Below are 19,436 nucleotides of genomic sequence, written 5' to 3' on the forward strand. Positions count from 1 at the left end.
GATACCGTCCATGCAACGCCTTCTTGCCCTGTTGTTGTTCTGCCTGAGCCTGTCCACGCTCAGCGTCGCCCATGCCGAGACCGCGTGGTGGCAGGCCGACTGGAAGTACCGCAAGCCGATCACGCTCGATGCCAGCCCCAACGGGGCCGCGCTGGGCGGCAATCTCGGCCGTACGCCCGTGCTGATCCGCCTGCACACGGGCAACTTCGCCTTCGACGGCGTCGCCGAAGGCGGCAACGACCTGCGCTTCGTCGGAGCCGATGGCCACACCGTGCTCAACCACCAGGTCGAGCAGTACGACGCGGCCCTGGGCATGGCCCTGATCTGGGTCGACGTGCCCACGCTCAGCGGCACCGCGGCGCAGACGATCTGGATGTACTACGGCAACGCCGGCGCACCGGCAGCGGCCAATGGCCAGCGCGTGTTCGATCCGGACTACAGCGCGGTCTACCACTTCGCCGACAGCGGCACCGAGGCACGCGACACCACGGCGTACGTCAATACGCTCACCGGTGAGTTCAAGCCCGCCGATGGCGCAATCATCGGCCGCGGTGCACAGCTGGCCGGCGCGCCGCTGCACCTGCCGGGTGCGCCGTCGCTGGCGGTGGCGGCCAACGGCGCGATGACCGTCTCGGCCTGGATCAAACCGGACCAGCTCGGCCCGGACCAGGCGATCTACGCCCGCCGCGAGGGCGGCAACGTCTTCATCGTCGGCCTCGACAACGGCGTGCCCTACGTGCGCGTCAACGACCAGCGCAGCCAGCCGATCCCGGCGCTGGTGGCCGGACAGTGGGCGCACGTGGCGGTGACCAGCACCGAGAATGCGGTGATCCTGTATATCGCCGGTCGCGAAGCGGTGCGTCTGGCCACCGGCCTGCCGGCGTTCACCGGTGAAGCGCTGCTCGGTGGCGATGCGCTCGCCACGGGTGCGGCGGGCGAGGCGGCCGCCCTTCCGGCCGCGCAGCCGTTCCTGGGTGTGATCGATGAAGTGCGGGTGTCCAAGGTGGCCCGCCCGGCCACCGCGCTGCTGGCCGATGCCACCGCGCAGGGTGCCGAATCGCGCCTGATCGCCTTCGGCGAAGACGAGCAGTCGGCGGGTGTGAGCCACTTCGGTTTCATCCTCAAGGCGATGCCGGTCGACGCGTGGGTGGTGGTGATCGTGCTCGGTCTGATGCTGCTGCTGTCGTGGGCGATCATGATCGCCAAGAGCCGCTACTTCGGCACCGTGGCCAAGGCCAACGAGGCCTTCACCGTCCAGTACAAGAAAGTCACCGGTGCACCGGTCGCGTCGCTGCAGGCGCTGGAAAGCACCGGCAGCCTGGCCCCGCAGATCCGCGACAACTCCACGCTGTGGCGGCTGTACCGCATCGCCATGGACGAAATGGATGGCCGCGGCTCACACCACCACGGCCTCACTGCCGCGGCGATCACCTCGATCCGCGCCTCGATGGATGCCGAAGTCACGCGCGAGACCGAGCGCATGTCCAAGCGCATGAACTGGCTGTCCACCACGATCGAAGGCGCACCGTACATCGGCCTGTTCGGCACCGTGATCGGCATCATGCTGGTGTTCGCGGTGGCGGCGATGGCCGGCGCGGTGGACATCAACTCGGTGGCCCCGGGCATGGCGGCGGCGCTGCTGTGTACGGCGGCCGGTCTGGGCGTCGCGATCCCGGCGCTGTTTGGCTACAACTGGCTGGCCTCGCGCGCTGAAGCAATCGCGGCGGACATGTCGGTGTTCGTCGACGAGTTCACCGCGCGCCTGGCCGAAGAGTTCGACCGCACCGCACCGGCCGCCGCAGCGCGCCCGGCGCTGGCCTGAGGAGACCACCATGGCCAGGGCAAAGCGGTTCGGCATCAAGAAACGCGAGAAAGGCATCAACGTCACCCCGTTCGTGGACGTGCTGCTGGTGGTGCTGGTGATCTTCATCCTCACCAGCAACGCCACCATTCCCGGGATCGAGGTCAACCTGCCGAAGGCCAGTTCCAGCATGGCGCTGGAGAAGCCCAAGACCAAGGCGATCACCGTCGACAACGCCGGCCAGATCTTCCTGGACGCCTACCCGGTCAGCCTGGCCGAGCTGGAGGATCGCCTGCGCACGGAGAAGGCACTGAATCCGGACATCCCGGTGATCGTGCGCGGCGATGCGCAGGTGCAGTACGCGCGCGTGGTCGAAGTGCTCGACCTGCTGCGGAAGATCGAGCTGACCCAGGTCGGCCTGGTCACCGGCAAAGTGCAGGGGTGAGGGCGTGACTTCCCTCCACTCCCGCAGCGGTGACAGCGTGCCTGCATGGCGCCGCTGGTGGCCCGTGGCGGCGTTGATCCTCGGCCTGGCGGCCCTGGCATTGCTGCTCTGGTACCTGCTGTTCAAGGACACCGCCAGTACGCGCCGGCCCGTGGCCGAGATCCCGATGGTGATGTTGCCGCCACCGCCGCCGCCGCCCCCACCGGAGCCCGAGCCCGAGCCGGTGGTGACCCCTGAAGAGGTCATGCCCGAGCCCGAGCCGCTGGACGAGGTGCCCAAGCCCACCGAAGAAGCGCCGACGCCCGACACCGCCGACCCGGTGACGATGGATGCCGACGCGCAGGCCGGCGGCGACAGCTTCGGCATCCAGTCCGGCTCGGGGGGCGGGCGCAGCGGTACCGGTGCCGGTGGCGCCGGCAATGCGAGCTACGGCCGTTACCTGGGCTACGTGCTGCAACAGGCCGTGGCACGCGACGCCAAGGTGCAGCGCCTGGCCTTCCAGCTGACCGTCAACGTCTGGCTGGACGAGGCCGGGCAGGTGACCCGCGTCGAGCTCGCGCGCGGCAGCGGCAACACCGAAGCCGATGAAGCGGTGCTGCAGGCGATCCGTGCGATCGGCCGCATCGACGAGCGGCCGCCGGCGTCGTTGAGCTTCCCCGCGCGCGTGCTGGTGCAGGGCCGTCGCCCGGCCGGATGAGCTGCGCTGTCTTCCTTCTTCCCTGATCTTTCCTTTCTGCGAGCAAGCCGATGACCCGTTCAACCCTCCACTCCGCGCTGCTGGGACTGCGCAGCACCGCCATCGCCACCGGCGTCGCCCTGGTCCTGGCCAGTGGCGGCGCCCACGCCCAGGCAGCGGGCGGCGAGAGCACCATGATCAAGCTGATCCGCGGCCTGATGGACAGCGGCGCGCTCAAGCCCGAGGCCGGCCAGGCGCTGTTGCTGGAGGCGCAGCGCGAAGCGGCCGCAGCCCCCGCAGCGCCGGCGTCCACCGCGATCGCCGCGCAGCCCGGCGACGTGCGGGTGCCCTACATCCCGCAGACCGTGCGCGATGAGATCCGCGAAGAGGTCAAGGCCAGCGTCATGGCCGAGGCCAAGGCCGAGCGTTGGGCGGCGCCTGACCAGGTGCCCGAGTGGACCCAGCGCCTGCGCGTGCAGGGTGACGTGCGCGTGCGCAACGAGAGCCGCCTGTATTCCGAGCGCAACAGCGACATCGAAGTGGACTGGGCGCGGATCAACGCCGGCAACGGATACGACGTCAACGGCAACACCAACCTGGATCTGCCACCGCTGCGCAACACCCGCCAGGACCGCAACAATTCCTGGCGGATCCGCGCACGCCTGGGCGTGATCGCCGAGCTGGGTGAGCACACCCGTGCCGGCGTGCGCCTGGCGACCGGCAACGACAACGGCCCGGTGTCCTCCACGCAGACGCTGGGCGGTGGCCTGGCCAAGAAAGACGCCTGGCTCGACCAGGCATGGCTGTCGTGGACGCCGGTGGCGGGCCTGGACATCCTCGGTGGCCGCTTCGGCAACCCGTACTGGTCCACCGACACGCTGTTCTCCAACGACCTCAACTTCGACGGCCTGGCGTTCAAGTACGCGCAGCCGATCGGCGATGACGGCCTGTCCTTGTTCGCCACGCTGGGCCTGACGCCGTTGGAGTACTCCTCCGACAGCTTCCCGAACACCCGCCAGGACAAGATGAAGAGCGAGAACAAGTGGCTCAACGGCGTGCAGGTCGGCGCCGAGTGGCAGTTCGGCGATGCGCAGAAACTGCGCGCGGCGGTCGGCTACTACGATTTCCGCAACACCGCCGGCGAGTACTCGCAGCCGTGCGCGCTGTATGCCGGCGCGGACTTCTGCAGCAGCGACTGGTCGCGCCCTGCGTTCATGCAGAAGGGCAACACGCTGATGCTGCTGCGGAACATCGCGCTCAATCCGCTCGACCCGGCCAACACCCCGATGCCGCAGTACGTCGGCCTGGCCTCGGAGTTCGAACTGCTCGACCTCAATCTGGCCTGGGAAACGCCGCTGTTCGCGGGCAATGCCCTGCGCCTGGAAGGGCACGCGATCAAGAACCTGGCCTACGATCCCAACCGGATGTGGGAACGCGCGCAGGGCGGCATCGTCACCAACCTGGGCACTGCCGCCAACGGCGTGGCCGGGCCGCAGGACATCCAGAGCGGCGACATGGCCTACATGGCGCAGGCGACCTTCGGCCAGCTGGCGATGAAGCAGACCGGCGACTGGAACCTGGCGCTCGGCTACAAGCGCCTGGAAGGCGATGCGCTGCCCGATGCCTACAACGATTCCAACTTCCACCTCGGTGGCACCAATGCCAAGGGCTACTACCTGAGCGGCTCTTACATGTTCGACCGGAACGTGTGGCTGACCGGACGCTGGATGGCCGCCAAGGAGGTCACCGGCGCCCCGTTGTCGATCGACGTCTTCCAGCTGGAAGTCAACGCAGGCTTCTGACCGACGCAACGCCTGTCTCCTGGAGGCGGCGTGCCGCCTCCCTTGCTGCCCACATTGGATTTTCACCATGAACACCGACACTTCCCTCGCGCCGGATGCCGGCGACGACGTCGATGCCGACGCCGTCTCGGCAGCGGCCGATAGCATCACGCCACCGGCCAGCTGGCCCATGCTCTACCGCCGCCCGGTGGTGCTGTCGTCGCAGCTTCATGCCCACTGGCGCGTGCGCCAGACCGGCGCCGCGTTCGCCGCCGGCAGTCACTCGATTCCGCTGATGATCGGGGAATTCGCCGCGGCCTCGCGCGCGTATCCGCTGGTCTTCGCCGGTCCCGAGCATCTGCCGATCGCCGTGCTCGGCCTGGAGGCGGAGCAGAACCGCTTCGTCATCGCCGACCAGTGGCAGGCCGGCGCCTACATTCCCGCCTACGTGCGGCGCTACCCGTTCGTGTTCGCACGCACCACCGATCCGGACGGCTACGTGCTGGCCATCGATGCCGACGCGGACATGATCGTGCAGGAGGGCGAGGAAGGGCAGCCGCTGTTCGAGGGTGACCAGCCTTCGGCGATGACGCGTCACGCCCTGCAGTTCTGCGAAGCCTTCACCCGCGAAGACATCGCCACCCGCGCCTTCAGTGCCGCGCTGGCCGAGGCCGGCGTGCTGATCGAGCGCCAGGCTGACGTGGTGCTGGCCGATGGCCGCCGCCACAGCCTGCAGGGCTTCCATGTCGTCGATCCTGCGCGCCTGGATGCGCTGCCGGATGCCACCCTCGTGCACTGGCATCGCCAGGGCTGGCTGGCGCCGGCGTATTTCCACCTGGCTTCGCTGGGTCGCTTCGCCGACCTCGCCACAGGCTGATCTGTTCTACCGGGGCGCCGTGCAGGTGCCGTCACTCCAGGCCGGTGGGAAGACCAGCCCTTCGAGTGGCGTCACCTGTGCGGCACCCGATCCGGTGCGTCCGCGCGCGGCAGCCGGCACGGCACTCCGTCCGAGCGCACCAAGGCGCGCAGCAGCGGAACTACCTGCAAGGGAAGATGGCGAGGATGGTGCGCCCGGAGGGATTCGAACCCCCGACCAATGGCTTCGGAAGCCACTACTCTATCCGGCTGAGCTACGAGCGCGTTGTGTCCTGCGTCCCGCCGGGCCGCCTGATGGGGCCACGGACCGCCAAAGCGGCGCGGGAGGAGCATTCTATCCGTAAACGCCGCGCAGGTCTGCCCCCCGCACCGATGCGCCGGGCGACGGCGCGCCCGGCCAGCCCAGCGGGTATCCTTTACCGATGGCTTACGAACGTTTTGAGGCGCCCGAGGCGGCGCCCCCGTCGCGCTGGCGGCACTACTGGAAACTGATGCGCGCCGACCGCCCGATCGGCACCCTGCTGCTGCTCTGGCCCACCTGGTGGGCGCTGTGGCTGGCCTCCGGCGGGCTGCCGCCGCTGTGGACGCTGTTCGTGTTCACCGCCGGCGTCTGGCTGACCCGCTCGGCCGGCTGCGTGATCAACGATTACGCCGACCGCTGGCTGGACCCGCACGTCAAGCGCACCAAGGACCGCCCGCTGGCCAGCGGCGCCGTCTCCGGCCGCGAGGCGCTGGCCCTGTTCGCCGGGCTGATGATCGTCGCCTTCGCCCTGGTGTTGACCCTGAACTGGCTCACCATCGGCATGAGCTTCATCGGCGTGTTCCTGGCCGCCAGCTACCCCTACCTGAAGCGCTACACCCACCTGCCGCAGGTCTATCTCGGCATGGCCTTCGGCTGGGGCATCCCGATGGCGTTCGCCGCGGTGCAGGGCGAGGTGCCGGTGATCGGCTGGCTGCTGTACGGCGCCAACATCCTGTGGTCGACCGCGTATGACACCTGGTACGCCATGGTCGACCGCGATGACGACCTGAAGATGGGCTCGCATTCCACCGCGATCCTGTTCGGGGATCTGGACCTGGTGATCCAGGGCATTCTCTACGCGCTGTTCCTGGGCACGATGGCGCTGGTCGGCCTGCGGGCCGGGCTGGGGTTCCACTACGGCGTCGGCGTAGGCGTTGCGGCGGGGTTGATCGCCTACGAGTTCTGGATCGCCCGCAAGCGCGAGCGCGACCCGTGCTTCAAGGCCTTCCTGCACAACAACTGGGTCGGTGCGGCGCTGTTCGCCGGCATCGCGGTGTCGCTGGCGGTGCGCTGAGGCGACGCCCGACCAACGGTCGGGTGCTACCGGTAAGGCGCACTACGACCATCAGGCGACTGACAGCGCCGGTCCCAACGCCCAGAATCCCTCCCATTGAATGATCGGGGAGGGCGGGACGATGAGCACGTCGACGGTGGTACAGGACGGCTGGATGGCGCGCGCGGCACTGCGCTCGGCGGCCTGGGCGGAAAAGTGGTTCCCCGACGCCTACGTGTTCGCGGTGCTCGGCGTGGTCATCGTCGCCGCCGCCGCGATGGGCTTCGGCGCGACCCCGCAGGCCACCGCCACCGCCTTCGGCGAGGGCTTCTGGAGCCTGATCCCCTTCACCATGCAGATGGCCTTCGTGGTCATCGGCGGCTATGCGGTCGCGACCGCACCGATCGTGGCGCGCTTCATCGAACTGCTGGCCCGCGTCCCCAAGACCGGCCGTGGCGCGGTGGTCTACGTCGGGCTGATCAGCATGCTCGCCTCGCTGCTGAGCTGGGGCTTCTCGCTGGTGTTCGGCGGCCTGCTGGTGCGCGCGCTGGCCCGCCGTGAATCACTCAACATGGACTACCGTGCTGCCGGCGCCTCGGCCTATCTCGGCCTTGGCGCCGTCTGGGCGATGGGCCTGAGCTCCTCGGCCGCCCAGCTGCAGGCCAACCCGGCCAGCATGCCGCCCGGCCTGGTCGAGATCACCGGCGTGCTGCCCTTCACCGAAACCATCTTCCTGTGGCAGTCGATCGCCCTGACGTCCGCGCTGATCCTGGTGTCGCTGCTGATCGCCTGGCTGACCGCGCCCGGTGCTGCCAGCGCGCGCACCGCCAAGGACTTCGAAGGCGCCGCCCGCGCCGAGGCCGAGCCGCTGCAGCCGCGCACCCGCCCCGGCGAGTGGCTGGAGTACAGCCCGCTGCTGACCGTGCTGCTCTCGCTGCTCGCGTTCGGCTGGCTGTTCGGCGAGTTCGCCAGCAAGCCGGTGGTCACCGCCATCGCCAACCTCAACACCTACAACTTCCTGTTCATCTCGCTCGGCCTGCTGCTGCACTGGCGCCCGCGCAGCTTCCTCAACGCGGTGGCCAAGGCGGTACCGAGCACCACCGGCGTGCTGATCCAGTTTCCGCTGTATGGCGGCATCGCGATGATCCTCACCCACGCCACCGGCAGTGGCGATGAGACCCTCGCGCATCGCCTGTCCACGCTGTTCGTGCATATCGCCACCACCGACACCTTCGCGCTGGTGATGGGCGTGTACTCGGCCGTCCTCGGCTTCTTCGTGCCCTCCGGCGGCGGCAAGTGGATCATCGAAGCGCCGTACGTGATGCAGGCGGCCAACGAACTGAAGGCACACCTGGGCTGGGCGGTGCAGGTCTACAACGCCGCCGAGGCGCTGCCGAACCTGATCAACCCGTTCTGGATGCTGCCGCTGCTGGGTGTGCTCGGCCTGAAGGCGCGCGACATCGTCGGCTTCACCTTCATCCAGTTGCTGGTGCACATCCCGCTGGTGCTCGGCCTGCTGTGGCTGCTCGGCATGACGCTGACCTACGTGCCGCCGGTGATGCCGTGATCGTCATCTGCGCGTCATCCGCACGGGGCGGTGCCGGGATGGCCTGTTCAGTCGCACGGCAAGCCGGTTGGCGCGTAGTGGCATAAGGGAATTCGAACCGTTCATATGCAGCTAAACGCTTACTGCGACATGGTTTCCCGCACAGCAGGAAACGTTGGAACGGACGCGTTGACGTTTCCGTATGCAAACCCGCACACGTCGTTAACCTGCCGCTGCAGACGATGGCCCCGACCGCGACATTCCGTCTGCGGCGACCGGAGAATCGAGATGGCTCAGCAGAATCAGCAGAACCCGAATCAGCGCGGTGAGCAGCAGGAACGCGGTCGCGACCAGCAGCAGCAACAGCAGCAGGAACAGCAGCAGCGCAACCAGAACCAGCAGCAGGGCGGCCAGCAGGACGAGGAAGAGTGAGCCCAGCCGGCTGTGGTTTGAACTGAAGCCCCGCTCCGGCGGGGCTTCGTTCGTCCGGGCCGGCTCAGGCAGAGCGCAGGTGCCAGCCCAGGGCGTCGTCTTCGACAACCGCGCCAGGCACCACGTCATGCAGCACCACGTGGATGCCGCGCGCATTCGGCAGCACCTTCTGCTCGGGGAACCAGCGGCGCGTGGCATCGACCACGATCAACAGACCTTCGTCATCGCCGAGTGGTGCGAAGTGCGGCGTCGGCTGTGACAACGGCGCCAGCCCGAAGGCGCTCTGTGCGTTTGCCTGCACCTCGTCCACGTGTTCAGCGGGCAGGCCGACCTCGCTGATGCAGGTCATCTCGCTGCCATGGAATTCGCCCTGGCGCTCGCCGGCAGGCAATCGCCGGCGTGCGATCAACTCCAGGATCAGGCCGTCCGGCCCGGTGAAATAGATCGACTCGGAATCCCAGCGGCCATCGAAGGTGAAGTGGTCATGGCCCTTCAGATCGCGCTGCAGGGTGGCGCGTGCTTTCAGCCAGTCGGTGGCCGCTTCGAATCGATTGGCCGGGACGTTGAACGCCAGGTGCACACCGCCGACCGGGTTCGATCCTGCGGGGAGCAGCTGCAGGGTGCTCCAGCCGATGCGCACGGCCGAGCCCTCGACCGGCAGCTGAAGCTCATCGCGGAAGTACGCCACGGTAGCGGCGACATCGGAGACGGGAAGGTCGATCTGATGGATACGCATGATGATGGATGTCTCACGTAGATACATCGACATTCTGCCGCAGATGCGTGTACTTCGGCGATGAACGCGATGAACCATGCACCGGCTGCGAGGGCCCATCACCGGGCATTGTCGATGCGTTTGCTACAACACGCTCTAGAACCCGGGAAGCACCACTGGCGCATCACACACCACTATCAGAGGAGTACTCCCGCGATGGGCATGCTGGTCGATGGAACATGGCAGGAAGGTACCGCGGGTGCCGCTGACAAGGACGGTCATTTCAAGCGCGAGGAATCCACCTTCCGCGATTGGTTGAGCGCCGATGGCAGTGCTGGCCCGAATGGCGAGCCTGGTGTCAAAGCGGCGCCTGGGCGGTTCCGCCTGTATGTGAGTCTCGCCTGCCCGTGGGCACATCGCACGCTGATCGTGCGCGCGCTGAAGGGTCTGGAAGATCTGGTGCCGGTGTCGGTGGTCAACTGGCACATGGGCGATCAGGGGTGGAACTTTGAGCCCGGCCCGCAGGTGACGCCGGAGCCCGAACGCGGCGCGCGCTATCTGCATGAACTGTACGCCGCCGCCAAGCCGGGAATGACCGGCAAGGTGACCGTGCCGGTACTCTGGGATCGCGAGCGCGGCAGGATCGTCAGCAATGAATCGGCGGACATCATCCGGATGTTCAACACGGCGTATGACGGGCTGGGTGCGAAAGCCGGTGATTTCTATCCGGTGGCGCTGCGTGCTGAAATCGATGCGATCAACGAACGGGTTTATGCCACTGTCAACAACGGTGTGTACCAAGCGGGCTTTGCCTCAACGCAGAAGGCCTATGAAGAGGCTGTTGGTCCGTTGTTCGATTCACTCATCTGGTTGGACGAGCGCCTTCAGCAACGCGAGTGGCTGGTGGGCGATGCCATGACCGAAGCCGATATCCGTCTGTTCACGACCTTGATCCGCTTTGACTCGGTGTACTACGTGCACTTCAAGTGCAACGTGCGGCGCATTGCGGACTTCGCTGGCCTGCATGCGTTCGTGGCGCGGATGATGGCGATTCCCGAGGTGGCGGAGACGGTGAACTTCGAGCACATCAAGCACCATTACTACGGGAGCCATCGACATCTCAATCCGTCTGGGATCGTGCCGGTGGGACCGGAGTGGGCTTACTGAGCCAGCATTCCGGGCATCACGGCGTCTGGCCTCACCCGCTACCCCCCCGATCCAACTGCCGATACCCGATCGCCTCCGCCACATGCGTGGTCGCGATGTCCTGCGCATGACCCAGATCCGCCACCGTCCGCGCCACCCGCAGAATGCGATGCATCGAGCGTGCTGACAGCTGCAACTGCTCCACGGCGTCCTCCAGCAGCTGCTGATCCTCCCGCGACAACCGGCAATGCTCGCTCAGTTCGAACGGCAACAGCTGTGCATTGGCTTTCCCACTGCGCAACAGCTGCACCTCCCGCGCGGCCACCACACGGGCACGAACACTCGCACTGTCCTCGCCCAGCGGCGCGTCATCCCGCAGCTCCCGCGGGTCGAGCCGGGGCACTTCGACATGCAGGTCGATGCGGTCCATCAGCGGCCCGGACACGCGCCCTCGATAGCGACGGATCACCTCTTCGGTGCATAGACAGCGCCCGCTCCGGTCGCCTGCCCAGCCACACGGGCAGGGATTCATCGCCGCAACAAGCTGAAACCGGGCAGGAAACCGTTCGGTACGTGCAGCGCGGCTGACAACGGCAACACCGGATTCAATCGGCTCGCGCATGACCTCCAGCGCGTGCCGACTCCACTCTGGCAGCTCGTCCAGAAACAGCACGCCGTTATGCGCCAGCGAAATCTCGCCGGGGCGCGGATGCGACCCACCGCCAATCAGCGCGACCGCGCTGGCGGTGTGGTGTGGCGCTCGGTAGGGCCGCTCTCTCCAGCGCCCCGCATCAATGCCTTGGCCACTGCACGACGCAATAGTGGCCGCTTCCAGTGCCTCACGCTCGCTGGCCGCCGGCAGGATGCTGGGCAGGCGCGAGGCCAGCAACGTCTTGCCGCAGCCGGGCGTGCCGAGCAGCAGGTGATGCCCGCCGGCTGCCGCCACTTCCAGCGCCCGTCGGGCCTGCAGCTGGCCACGCACATCGCGCAGGTCGGGAATGCTCACCGGCAGTGGGTCAGCCGCCACGGCGGGCGGCAGCGTACCGCTCTCAAGGGCGCTGCAGACTTCCAGCAGGGTGCGGGCCACGCGTACGTCGGCGTGCTGGGCCAGCGCGGCTTCCTCGCTGTTGGCGGCGGCCACGATCAGGCTGCGGCCGTCCCGGGCGGCGGCGATCGCGGCAGGCAGGACGCCGTCGACCCCGCGCAGTTCACCGGTGAGGGCCAGCTCGCCCAGGAACTCGAACCTGTCCAGCGACTGTGCATCGATCTGACCGCTGGCGGCGAGGATGCCCAGCGCGATGGCCAGATCGAATCGGCCGCCCTCCTTGGGCAGATCGGCCGGGGCCAGGTTGATGGTGATCCGCCGCTGCGGAAACTCGAAGCGTGCGCAGATCAGCGCGGCTCGCACACGGTCGCGGGACTCCCGCACGGCCGCGGCCGGCAGCCCGACGATCTGGGTATGCGGCAACCCGCCCGACAGGAATACCTCGATCCGTACAGCGGGGGCTTTCACGCCGGCGCGGGCACGGCTGTGCACCAGCGCAAGGCTCATGCAGTTGTTTCCGGGGTCTGCGGCATGCCAAGCACAATGGCAGGGCACGGAGACCGCAATCCATCAGCACTTGCCGCGCCGTGGGGTAGGCAAACGGTGGCGCAGTGTCCAAGCACTCCCGCTAGACTGGATGCCCCCACGCTCCACGCCGTCGAACACCATGGATATGCACCACCGCTCCGGCCCGATCGAACTGGTCGCCATCGACATGGACGGGACCCTGCTCGATCCCGCACACACGCTGACGCCCCGGGTGATGCAGGCCATCGCCCGCGCCCGCGCGCAGGGCGTCCAGGTGGTGCTGGCCAGCGGCCGTCCGGTGTCGGGGATGGCGCCGTTCCTGCAGCAGTTGGGTATCGAGGGCGAGCAGGACTACTGCATCGCCTGCAATGGTGCGGTGGTGCAGAACATCGGCAGCGGCCAGCGCGTCATCGAGTTTCCGCTGAGCTTCGAGGACTTCGTGTTCTGCGAGCGGATCTCGCGCGAGCTGGGCATCCATTTCCAGGCGCTCGATGGCCGGCGCATGTATACGCCCAACCAGGACATCAGCCTGTATACGGTGGCCGATTCGCACCTGTCGAACGTGCCGCTGTCGTATCGCCGGGTGGCGGACATGGACCCGGCGATGCAGTTCATCAAACTGATGATGATCGATGAGCCGGCGGTGCTGGACGCGGCCATCCAGCGCCTGCCGTCCGAACTGACCGACCGCTTCGCGGTGCTCAAGAGCGCGCCGTTCTTCCTCGAGGTGTTCGACCACCGCGCGGGGAAGGGACCGAGCCTGGAGAAGCTGGCCGCGCACCTCGGCGTGGACCGTGCCAACGTGATGGCGGTCGGCGATCAGGAGAACGACCTGACCATGCTGCAGTTCGCCGGCACCAGCGTCGCCATGGGCAACGCGATTCCGGCGGTCAAGCAGACGGCGCGCTTCGAGACGGCGACCAACGCCGAGGACGGCGTGGCGTTGGCCATCGAGCGGTTCGTGCTGCAGGACGCGTAAACCAAGGTCAGCCCGACCGGCTTACTCGCGAGGCGCAGCCGACCCGCCACGCGCTTCCAGCTCGGCCACCACTTTCTCCAGCGCCTCCAGCTTCTCGCGGGTGCGCAGCAGCACCGCACGCTGCACGTCGAATTCCTCGCGGGTCACCAGGTCCAGCTTGCCCAGCCCGGCCTGCAGCGCGGTCTTGAAGGTGGCCTGCAGTTCTTCGCGCGACTGGCGCAGGCCCGGGGGGACCATGTCGCTCAGGCGGCGGGCGAGGTCATCCAGGTGGTTGAGGTCGATCATGCTGCGGCTCCGCGGGGTATGCGCCAAGGATAAGCCGCCACGCTGCCGGCGGCACGGACCGCGCGCATCGCGTTCACCGGCGGACAGGCGTTATCCTCCCAGCCTGAGAGACAGGAGTGCAGACGGATGAAGATGGTCATGGCGGTGGTCAAGCCGTTCAAGCTCGACGACGTGCGCGAAGCGCTGGCCGAGCGCGGCGTCACCGGGATCACGGTCACCGAGGTCAAGGGCTTCGGGCGGCAGAAGGGCCATACCGAGCTTTACCGCGGGGCGGAGTACGTGGTCGACTTCCTGCCCAAGGTGAAGATCGAGGTGGCGGTCGTCGACAACCAGGTCGAGGAGGTGGTGGAAGCCATCGTCAAGGCCGCCGGCACCGGCAAGATCGGCGACGGCAAGGTCTTCGTGTACGACCTGGGCACCGTGGTGCGCATCCGTACCGGTGAGCTGGACGCCGACGCGCTGTAACGCGCGCCGGCTTTCCCGAGGGGCCCCGCGATCAGGCGTGGCCCTTGAACCAGCGGTAGAAACGCTTCCAGGCCACGCGCACGCCGGCCACCCAGCGTGGGTCGGCCACCTGGGCCGCCTCGGCGGGGCTGGGACGCTCGCCGGTCAGGCGCTGGCGCATCTTCAGCAGGTTCTTCATGTCGCTGCGGCGCAGCTGCCGCGAGACCGGGTGCACCGGCAGCCAGCGCGGGCTGCGCCAGGCCGAGGTGAAATCGACCAGCACCGGCACGCCCCCGCTGACCACGACGTTGGTGCCGTGCAGATCGTTGTGGGTGATGCCGGCGGCATGCAGGCGGGTCAGGGCGTACTGCAGCTGCTCGAAGACTTCGATGCCGACCGACTGGGCCGCGCTGAGGGTCTGGCCGGGAATGAACTCCATGCCCAGCGCGAGCCCACCGATGGTGCCGAGCAGGGCCGGGGCGTGCTTCCAGCCGCTCAGGCGCTGCAGGATGCGCGCCTCGCGGCGGACCAGCAGGCGGGCGATCGGCGACAGGGGGGTGCCGCGGTAACGGGTGTAATCCTTGACCACCGCCGGCTGGCCATTGAGGCAGGTCCGGTAGACGTCGGGTTCCAGGAGGCGTTCGCCGCGCTTGAGCAGCTCGGCGGGGGCGGTGTCATCGACACACGGGGCAACGATTGTATTCATAGGGGTCTGTGCGACCCGGCGGTCGGCGCAATGCGTCAGGCGTACCGGTGCTGCTTAACGTGGGGAACTAAAGATTTCGTTAATTTTAGTACTCGCCAGTACACGAATCCAGATGATGTCGGAGAAATGTCGTAGCCCGGCGTGGAACAGTTCGTCACGCTGAAGCGGACAATCTTGTATCGTTTGGAAAGTTGCTTGACCGCGACGCGGGCGCTCCCGACCATATGCTGTTGCTCGCGACATCGGCGGCCGCCCCTCCCCCGGCACGTCCCCGCCTCCTGCCGCCCTATCGATGCCGGTCACTGCCGTGCATCGCCCCCACCATTTCGGGTCCGGCCATGCCGGAGGAAGACTGATGATCAAGATCGTGCTGGCAGGGCTGTTCATCGCCTGCGTGCTGTACATCCATTACCGCGGCAAGGTGCGCGCGCGCTGGTCGCGCCAGCTGCTGGACCACTCCAGTTTCATGGCCCCGATCAACGTGATCATGTACGCGTTCTCGAAGGTGCCGACCACGCCGTTCCTGGATCCGGGCAAGGAATTCCCGCAGCTCGAGCCGCTGCGCCAGAACTGGCAGATGATCCGCGACGAGGCGCTGGCCCTGCGCGATGCGGACAAGATCGCCGCCTCCAGCACCTTCAACGATGCCGGCTTCAACTCGTTCTTCCGCCGCGGCTGGAAGCGCTTCTACCTGAAGTGGTATGGCCCGTCACACCCCTCGGCCAAGGCGCTGTGCCCGAAGACCACCGCGCTGCTGGAATCGCTGCCGGACGTGCGCGCGGCGATGTTCGCCCAGCTGCCCTCGGGCAGCGAACTGCGCCCGCACCGCGATCCCTTTGCCGGCTCGCTGCGCCTGCACCTGGGCCTGGCCACCCCGAACGATGACGCCTGCTACATCGAAGTGGACGGCATCCGGAAGAGCTGGCGCGATGGCGAGTGGATGATGTTCGACGAGACCTACATCCACCACGCGCACAACGAGACGCCGGATGACCGCGTGATCCTGTTCTGCGATATCGCCCGCCCGCTGCGCTTCGGCCTGCCGGGCCTGTTCAACCGCGCGGTGGCTTCCACGCTGCTGGCCGGTGGCGCCTCGCCGAACCTGCCGGGCGACCCGACCGGTGGCGTCAACAAGGCCTTCGGCAGCGTCTACAAGGTGCGCCTGAAGGCCAAGGCCCTGCGCGAGCGCAGCGTGGTCGCCTACCAGGTGATCAAGTGGGGCCTGGTGGTGGCGGTGATCGCCGGGATCTGGGCGATCTGAGTAACAAAAAACCCGCGCTGCTGCCAGCGCGGGTTTTCTGTTGCCGCATCACCTACCGGTAGGTGCCGACCGTTGGTCGGCACGCCTTCGATCAGCCCTTCAGGGCTGAAGCCACGAACGGCGGGGTCACCAGCACGCCGGTGTGCAGCGCGGCGGTGTAGTACAGCGTCTCGAACGACTTGGCGGCCGAATCGGCCTGGCGGAAATCGAAGCTGCTCTCGCCCTTGCGGGCCAGGGTCACGCTCCACCAGCCGGTCGGGTAGCACGGCTGCGGGAACGGCAGGGTCTTGAACGAACCGAAACCGGCCTTGCCCATCTCGGCGCGCATTTCGTTGATCAGGTCCAGCTGCATCAGCGGCGATTCGGACTGCTGCACCAGGATGCCGTCGTCCTTCAGGGCCTTGAAGCAGCTCTCATAGAACGCCTTGTTGAACAGGCCTTCGCCCGGGCCGACCGGATCGGTCGAGTCCACGATCACCACGTCCACGCTGCCGGCCGGGCAGTTGGCCATGTAGGCCACGCCGTCGTCGAACATCAGCTCGGCACGCGGGTCGTCGTTGGAATCGCACAGTTCCGGGAAGTGCTTGCGGGCCATCACGGTGACCTGCTCGTCGATGTCGCACTGGGTCACGCTCTCCACGCCCGGGTGCTTGAGCACTTCGCGCAGGGTGCCGCAGTCGCCGCCGCCGATGATCACCACGCGCTTGGGCGCGGCATGGGTGAACAGCACCGGGTGGCTGATCATCTCGTGGTAGAAGAAGTTGTCCTTGCTGGTCAACATGATGGCGCCATCGATGGTCATCAGGTTGCCCCAATCGGTGGTCGCGAAGATCTCGATCTTCTGGAACGGCGACTGCACTTCATCCAGCTTGCCGGTCAGGCGGTAGCCGATGGCCGAGCCGGTGCGCTCGAAGTGTTCGATGTACCAGTTGTTGTTGTCAGTCATGGAGCAGCAGTCCTGTTCGGAAGGGTGTTGGAGCCGGGCTGGCGGCGGTGCCGCGTGGCGCAAGCCACGTCCGGACGGGTTGGCCCGTTCAGGTTTCAAGCCTGAGCACGGGCGCGGGCGCGCATGATAACGGAGCTGTCGCCACATAGGCGTTATCATGCACCCCCTTTTTTACCAACCAGGCCCACTGAAATGACCGATTGGTCCCTCGACCAAGCCCGCAAGACCTACTCGATTCCGCATTGGGCGGATGGTTACTTCGACGTGGATCAGGCAGGACACATGGTGGTGAGACCGACTGGCCAGGACGGCCCGGTGGTGTCCTTGCCCAAGATCGTGGACGCTGCCCGCGAGGCCGGCGCCAAGCTGCCGCTGCTGGTGCGCTTCCCGGACATCCTGGGCCAGCGCCTGGGCAAGCTGCAGGCCGCCTTCGCGCAGGCGCAGGCCGACTGGGACTACCCGGGCGGCTACACCGCCGTGTACCCGATCAAGGTCAACCAGCACCGCGGCGTGGCCGGCACGCTCGCCAGTCACCACGGCGAGGGCTTCGGCCTGGAAGCGGGCAGCAAGCCCGAGCTGATGGCCGTGCTGGCGCTGTCGCGCCCGGGCGGCCTGATCGTCTGCAACGGCTACAAGGACCGCGAGTACATCCGCCTGGCCCTGATCGGCCGCAAGCTGGGCCTGCAGACCTTCATCGTGATCGAGAAGCCCTCCGAGCTGAAGCTGGTGCTGGAGGAATCCAAGGCGCTGGACGTCAAGCCGGGCCTGGGCGTGCGCATGCGCCTGGCCTCGCTGGGCGCGGGCAAGTGGCAGAACAGCGGCGGCGACAAGGCCAAGTTCGGTCTCTCGCCGCGCCAGCTGCTGGACCTGTGGAAGTCGCTGCGCGATACCGAGTACGCGGACTGCCTGAGCCTGCTGCATTTCCACATGGGCTCGCAGATCTCCAACGTGCGCGACATCGCCAACGGCATGCGCGAAGCCACCCGCTACTTCGTGGAGCTCTCGCGCCTGGGCGCGAAGATCACCCACGTGGACGTCGGTGGTGGCCTGGGCGTGGATTACGAAGGCACCCGCTCGCGCAGCTTCTGCTCGATCAACTACGGCCTGAACTCCTACGCCAGCAACATCGTGCAGCCGCTGGCCAATGCGTGCGAAGAGCATGGCCTGACCCCGCCGCGGATCGTCACCGAGTGCGGCCGCGCGATGACCGCGCACCACGCGGTGCTGATCGCCAACGTCTCCGAAGTGGAAGAGGCGCAGGAAGGCCGCGTGCCGGACCAGCACGACGACGAGCCGGCGGCGATCCGCCACCTGCGCGAAATCCACGCCGAGCTCGACGAGCGTCCGGCGGTGGAGCTGTTCCAGGAAGCGCAGCATTTCCATGCCGAAGGCCTGTCCAGCTATGCGTTGGGCCAGATCGACCTGCCGCAGCGCGCCCGCATCGACGACCTGTTCTACGCCATCGCCCATGCCGTGCGTGCACGCCTGAGCTATGACGAAAAGAGCCATCGCCCGGCGCTGGATGAGTTGAACGAGCGCCTGGTCGACAAGTACTTCGTCAACTTCAGCGTGTTCGAATCGATCCCGGATGCCTGGGCGATCGACCAGGTGTTCCCGATCGTGCCGATCGAGCGCCTGAACGAGCAGCCCGAGCGCCGCGGCATCATCGCCGACATGACCTGCGATTCGGACGGCATGGTGAAAACCTACGTCGAGAACGAGAGCCTGGACACGTCGCTGCCGCTGCATGCGCTGAAGTCCGGCGAGAGCTACCGCATCGCGTTCTTCATGGTCGGTGCGTACCAGGAGATCCTCGGCGACATCCACAACCTGTTCGGCGATACCGACGCCGTGGAAGTGCTGGCCGACGCCGATGGCTACGCGATCACCCAGCAGCGCCGCGGTGACACCACCGATGTGATGCTGGACTACGTGGGCTACAGCCTGGCCGACCTGCGCGCGAGCTACGCCGCGCGCGTGGCGGCGGCGGACCTCTCGCCGGCGCGGGCGCAGGAACTGTCCGAGGCACTGGAAGCCGGTCTGACCGGCTACACCTACCTGTCCGACGAGCCGCTGGCCTGAGCCGGTGGCGACGGGTGATGGCCTTCGGGCCTCACCCGGTCGTCCGTAGCGCCGGGCACTGCCCGGCGGTTCCTCCAAGGCACCCCGAACCCGCATGAGTGCGCGCGCGATCTTTCATCTGTTCCTGCATGCGGCCGTGCCGGCGTTGCTGGCGTGGATGTTCTGGCGCAAGCGTTTCCTGTCCGCCTGGGTGCTGATGCTGCTGGGCTGGATCATCGATCTGGACCACCTGCTGGCCGACCCGATCTATGCCCCGAACCGCTGCAGCATCGGTTTCCATCCACTGCACACGGCACCGGCGATCGCGGTGTACGCCGGGTTGTGCATCCCGAAGAAGACGCGGTTGTTCGGCATCGGCCTGATCCTACACATCGTGCTGGATGCCATTGATTGCTGGTGGATGCACGCCGGCCGGTAAATTCACCCCGGCCGATAACTCACGCCGGC

At 67.2% G+C, this 19,436-nt stretch carries 19 protein-coding genes and 1 tRNA gene; 14 read left to right on the plus strand and 6 right to left on the minus strand.

Annotation, left to right across the window (positions count from 1 at the left end; all coding sequences use genetic code 11):
• Positions 1–10 precede the first annotated feature (10 nt).
• The 5 genes from HDC96_RS09570 (at position 11) to HDC96_RS09590 (ending at position 5,580) form a co-directional block, all read left to right on the plus strand.
• Positions 11–1,822 (plus strand): DUF2341 domain-containing protein, encoded by a 1,812-nt coding sequence (locus HDC96_RS09570; protein ID WP_179459801.1) that lies wholly within the window; start codon positions 11–13, stop codon positions 1,820–1,822.
• Between the two features lie 10 nt (positions 1,823–1,832).
• Positions 1,833–2,246, plus strand: a complete 414-nt coding sequence (locus tag HDC96_RS09575; protein ID WP_088433529.1) for a biopolymer transporter ExbD — start codon at positions 1,833–1,835, stop codon at positions 2,244–2,246.
• 4 nt (positions 2,247–2,250) lie between these two features.
• The gene (locus tag HDC96_RS09580; protein WP_343203008.1) at positions 2,251–2,943 is read left to right on the plus strand and encodes an energy transducer TonB; all 693 of its coding nucleotides are present in this window, start codon (positions 2,251–2,253) and stop codon (positions 2,941–2,943) included.
• A 50-nt stretch (positions 2,944–2,993) separates the two neighbouring features.
• A complete protein-coding gene (locus HDC96_RS09585) occupies positions 2,994–4,724 on the plus strand; it encodes a putative porin (RefSeq protein ID WP_179459802.1) in 1,731 nt (576 codons plus the stop codon).
• A gap of 67 nt (positions 4,725–4,791) precedes the next feature.
• Positions 4,792–5,580, plus strand: coding sequence for a SapC family protein (locus HDC96_RS09590; protein ID WP_179459803.1), 789 nt, complete (start codon positions 4,792–4,794; stop codon positions 5,578–5,580).
• A 186-nt stretch (positions 5,581–5,766) separates the two neighbouring features.
• Here the strand turns inward: HDC96_RS09590 and HDC96_RS09595 are convergent.
• Positions 5,767–5,843 (minus strand) — tRNA-Arg (locus HDC96_RS09595).
• Positions 5,844–6,001: 158 nt separating this feature from the next.
• Here HDC96_RS09595 and ubiA point away from each other — a divergent pair.
• From ubiA to HDC96_RS09610, 3 genes are all read left to right on the plus strand, one after another.
• Positions 6,002–6,895: a 4-hydroxybenzoate octaprenyltransferase gene (gene ubiA / locus HDC96_RS09600; protein WP_179459804.1), complete on the plus strand. Its 894-nt coding sequence runs from the start codon at positions 6,002–6,004 to the stop codon at positions 6,893–6,895.
• 121 nt (positions 6,896–7,016) lie between these two features.
• Positions 7,017–8,441 carry a TIGR00366 family protein gene (locus tag HDC96_RS09605; protein ID WP_179459805.1) on the plus strand — a complete coding sequence of 475 codons (1,425 nt, stop codon included), beginning with the start codon at positions 7,017–7,019 and terminating at the stop codon, positions 8,439–8,441.
• Positions 8,442–8,708: 267 nt separating this feature from the next.
• The gene (locus tag HDC96_RS09610; protein WP_179459806.1) at positions 8,709–8,852 is read left to right on the plus strand and encodes a hypothetical protein; all 144 of its coding nucleotides are present in this window, start codon (positions 8,709–8,711) and stop codon (positions 8,850–8,852) included.
• A 64-nt stretch (positions 8,853–8,916) separates the two neighbouring features.
• On the opposite strand, the gene HDC96_RS09615 is transcribed toward HDC96_RS09610, so the two are convergent.
• Positions 8,917–9,588, minus strand: coding sequence for a VOC family protein (locus HDC96_RS09615; RefSeq protein ID WP_179459807.1), 672 nt, complete (start codon positions 9,586–9,588; stop codon positions 8,917–8,919).
• Between the two features lie 195 nt (positions 9,589–9,783).
• Between HDC96_RS09615 and HDC96_RS09620 the strand changes: the two genes are divergently transcribed.
• The gene (locus HDC96_RS09620; protein ID WP_179459808.1) at positions 9,784–10,734 is read left to right on the plus strand and encodes a glutathione S-transferase family protein; all 951 of its coding nucleotides are present in this window, start codon (positions 9,784–9,786) and stop codon (positions 10,732–10,734) included.
• A gap of 31 nt (positions 10,735–10,765) precedes the next feature.
• Here the strand turns inward: HDC96_RS09620 and HDC96_RS09625 are convergent, their stop codons facing one another.
• Entirely contained in the window at positions 10,766–12,265 is a 1,500-nt protein-coding gene (locus tag HDC96_RS09625; protein WP_179459809.1) for a YifB family Mg chelatase-like AAA ATPase, read from the minus strand.
• 160 nt (positions 12,266–12,425) lie between these two features.
• Here HDC96_RS09625 and yidA point away from each other — a divergent pair, with 160 nt between their 5' ends.
• Positions 12,426–13,265 carry a sugar-phosphatase gene (gene yidA / locus HDC96_RS09630; protein ID WP_179459810.1) on the plus strand — a complete coding sequence of 280 codons (840 nt, stop codon included), beginning with the start codon at positions 12,426–12,428 and terminating at the stop codon, positions 13,263–13,265.
• 21 nt (positions 13,266–13,286) lie between these two features.
• Here yidA and HDC96_RS09635 read toward each other — a convergent pair whose 3' ends face one another.
• A complete protein-coding gene (locus HDC96_RS09635; protein ID WP_179459811.1) occupies positions 13,287–13,550 on the minus strand; it encodes an accessory factor UbiK family protein in 264 nt (87 codons plus the stop codon).
• A gap of 126 nt (positions 13,551–13,676) precedes the next feature.
• Here HDC96_RS09635 and HDC96_RS09640 point away from each other — a divergent pair, with 126 nt between their 5' ends.
• Entirely contained in the window at positions 13,677–14,015 is a 339-nt protein-coding gene (locus HDC96_RS09640) for a P-II family nitrogen regulator (RefSeq protein WP_123729924.1), read from the plus strand.
• A 31-nt stretch (positions 14,016–14,046) separates the two neighbouring features.
• On the opposite strand, the gene HDC96_RS09645 is transcribed toward HDC96_RS09640, so the two are convergent.
• Positions 14,047–14,700 carry an RIO1 family regulatory kinase/ATPase gene (locus HDC96_RS09645; RefSeq protein WP_179459812.1) on the minus strand — a complete coding sequence of 218 codons (654 nt, stop codon included), beginning with the start codon at positions 14,698–14,700 and terminating at the stop codon, positions 14,047–14,049.
• 355 nt (positions 14,701–15,055) lie between these two features.
• Between HDC96_RS09645 and HDC96_RS09650 the strand changes: the two genes are divergently transcribed.
• Positions 15,056–15,961, plus strand: coding sequence for an aspartyl/asparaginyl beta-hydroxylase domain-containing protein (locus HDC96_RS09650; protein WP_176987925.1), 906 nt, complete (start codon positions 15,056–15,058; stop codon positions 15,959–15,961).
• A gap of 91 nt (positions 15,962–16,052) precedes the next feature.
• Here the strand turns inward: HDC96_RS09650 and speE are convergent, their stop codons facing one another.
• Positions 16,053–16,907: a polyamine aminopropyltransferase gene (gene speE / locus HDC96_RS09655; RefSeq protein ID WP_179459813.1), complete on the minus strand. Its 855-nt coding sequence runs from the start codon at positions 16,905–16,907 to the stop codon at positions 16,053–16,055.
• Between the two features lie 192 nt (positions 16,908–17,099).
• Between speE and speA the strand changes: the two genes are divergently transcribed.
• Entirely contained in the window at positions 17,100–18,989 is a 1,890-nt protein-coding gene (gene speA, locus HDC96_RS09660; RefSeq protein ID WP_179459814.1) for an arginine decarboxylase, read from the plus strand.
• 94 nt (positions 18,990–19,083) lie between these two features.
• Complete coding sequence (locus HDC96_RS09665) at positions 19,084–19,407, plus strand: DUF6122 family protein (RefSeq protein WP_179459815.1); 324 nt, start codon at positions 19,084–19,086, stop codon at positions 19,405–19,407.
• The last annotated feature ends 29 nt before the right edge of the window (positions 19,408–19,436 follow it).

This window comes from Stenotrophomonas sp. JAI102 (assembly GCF_013409105.1).
Classification (GTDB): Bacteria; Pseudomonadota; Gammaproteobacteria; order Xanthomonadales; family Xanthomonadaceae; genus Stenotrophomonas; species Stenotrophomonas maltophilia_AA.

Excerpts from the sequence above, each read along its gene's own strand:
- HDC96_RS09570 (WP_179459801.1), top strand. The coding sequence starts at position 11 with ATGCAACGCCTTCTTGCCCTGTTGTTGTTCTGCCTGAGCCTGTCCACG.
- HDC96_RS09575 (WP_088433529.1), top strand. The coding sequence starts at position 1,833 with ATGGCCAGGGCAAAGCGGTTCGGCATCAAGAAACGCGAGAAAGGCATC.
- HDC96_RS09585 (WP_179459802.1), top strand. The coding sequence starts at position 2,994 with ATGACCCGTTCAACCCTCCACTCCGCGCTGCTGGGACTGCGCAGCACC.
- HDC96_RS09590 (WP_179459803.1), top strand. The coding sequence starts at position 4,792 with ATGAACACCGACACTTCCCTCGCGCCGGATGCCGGCGACGACGTCGAT.
- ubiA (WP_179459804.1), top strand. The coding sequence starts at position 6,002 with ATGGCTTACGAACGTTTTGAGGCGCCCGAGGCGGCGCCCCCGTCGCGC.
- HDC96_RS09605 (WP_179459805.1), top strand. The coding sequence starts at position 7,017 with ATGAGCACGTCGACGGTGGTACAGGACGGCTGGATGGCGCGCGCGGCA.
- HDC96_RS09610 (WP_179459806.1), top strand. The coding sequence starts at position 8,709 with ATGGCTCAGCAGAATCAGCAGAACCCGAATCAGCGCGGTGAGCAGCAG.
- HDC96_RS09615 (WP_179459807.1), bottom strand. The coding sequence starts at position 9,588 with ATGCGTATCCATCAGATCGACCTTCCCGTCTCCGATGTCGCCGCTACC.
- HDC96_RS09620 (WP_179459808.1), top strand. The coding sequence starts at position 9,784 with ATGGGCATGCTGGTCGATGGAACATGGCAGGAAGGTACCGCGGGTGCC.
- HDC96_RS09625 (WP_179459809.1), bottom strand. The coding sequence starts at position 12,265 with ATGAGCCTTGCGCTGGTGCACAGCCGTGCCCGCGCCGGCGTGAAAGCC.
- yidA (WP_179459810.1), top strand. The coding sequence starts at position 12,426 with ATGGATATGCACCACCGCTCCGGCCCGATCGAACTGGTCGCCATCGAC.
- HDC96_RS09635 (WP_179459811.1), bottom strand. The coding sequence starts at position 13,550 with ATGATCGACCTCAACCACCTGGATGACCTCGCCCGCCGCCTGAGCGAC.
- HDC96_RS09640 (WP_123729924.1), top strand. The coding sequence starts at position 13,677 with ATGAAGATGGTCATGGCGGTGGTCAAGCCGTTCAAGCTCGACGACGTG.
- HDC96_RS09645 (WP_179459812.1), bottom strand. The coding sequence starts at position 14,700 with ATGAATACAATCGTTGCCCCGTGTGTCGATGACACCGCCCCCGCCGAG.
- HDC96_RS09650 (WP_176987925.1), top strand. The coding sequence starts at position 15,056 with ATGATCAAGATCGTGCTGGCAGGGCTGTTCATCGCCTGCGTGCTGTAC.
- speE (WP_179459813.1), bottom strand. The coding sequence starts at position 16,907 with ATGACTGACAACAACAACTGGTACATCGAACACTTCGAGCGCACCGGC.
- speA (WP_179459814.1), top strand. The coding sequence starts at position 17,100 with ATGACCGATTGGTCCCTCGACCAAGCCCGCAAGACCTACTCGATTCCG.
- HDC96_RS09665 (WP_179459815.1), top strand. The coding sequence starts at position 19,084 with ATGAGTGCGCGCGCGATCTTTCATCTGTTCCTGCATGCGGCCGTGCCG.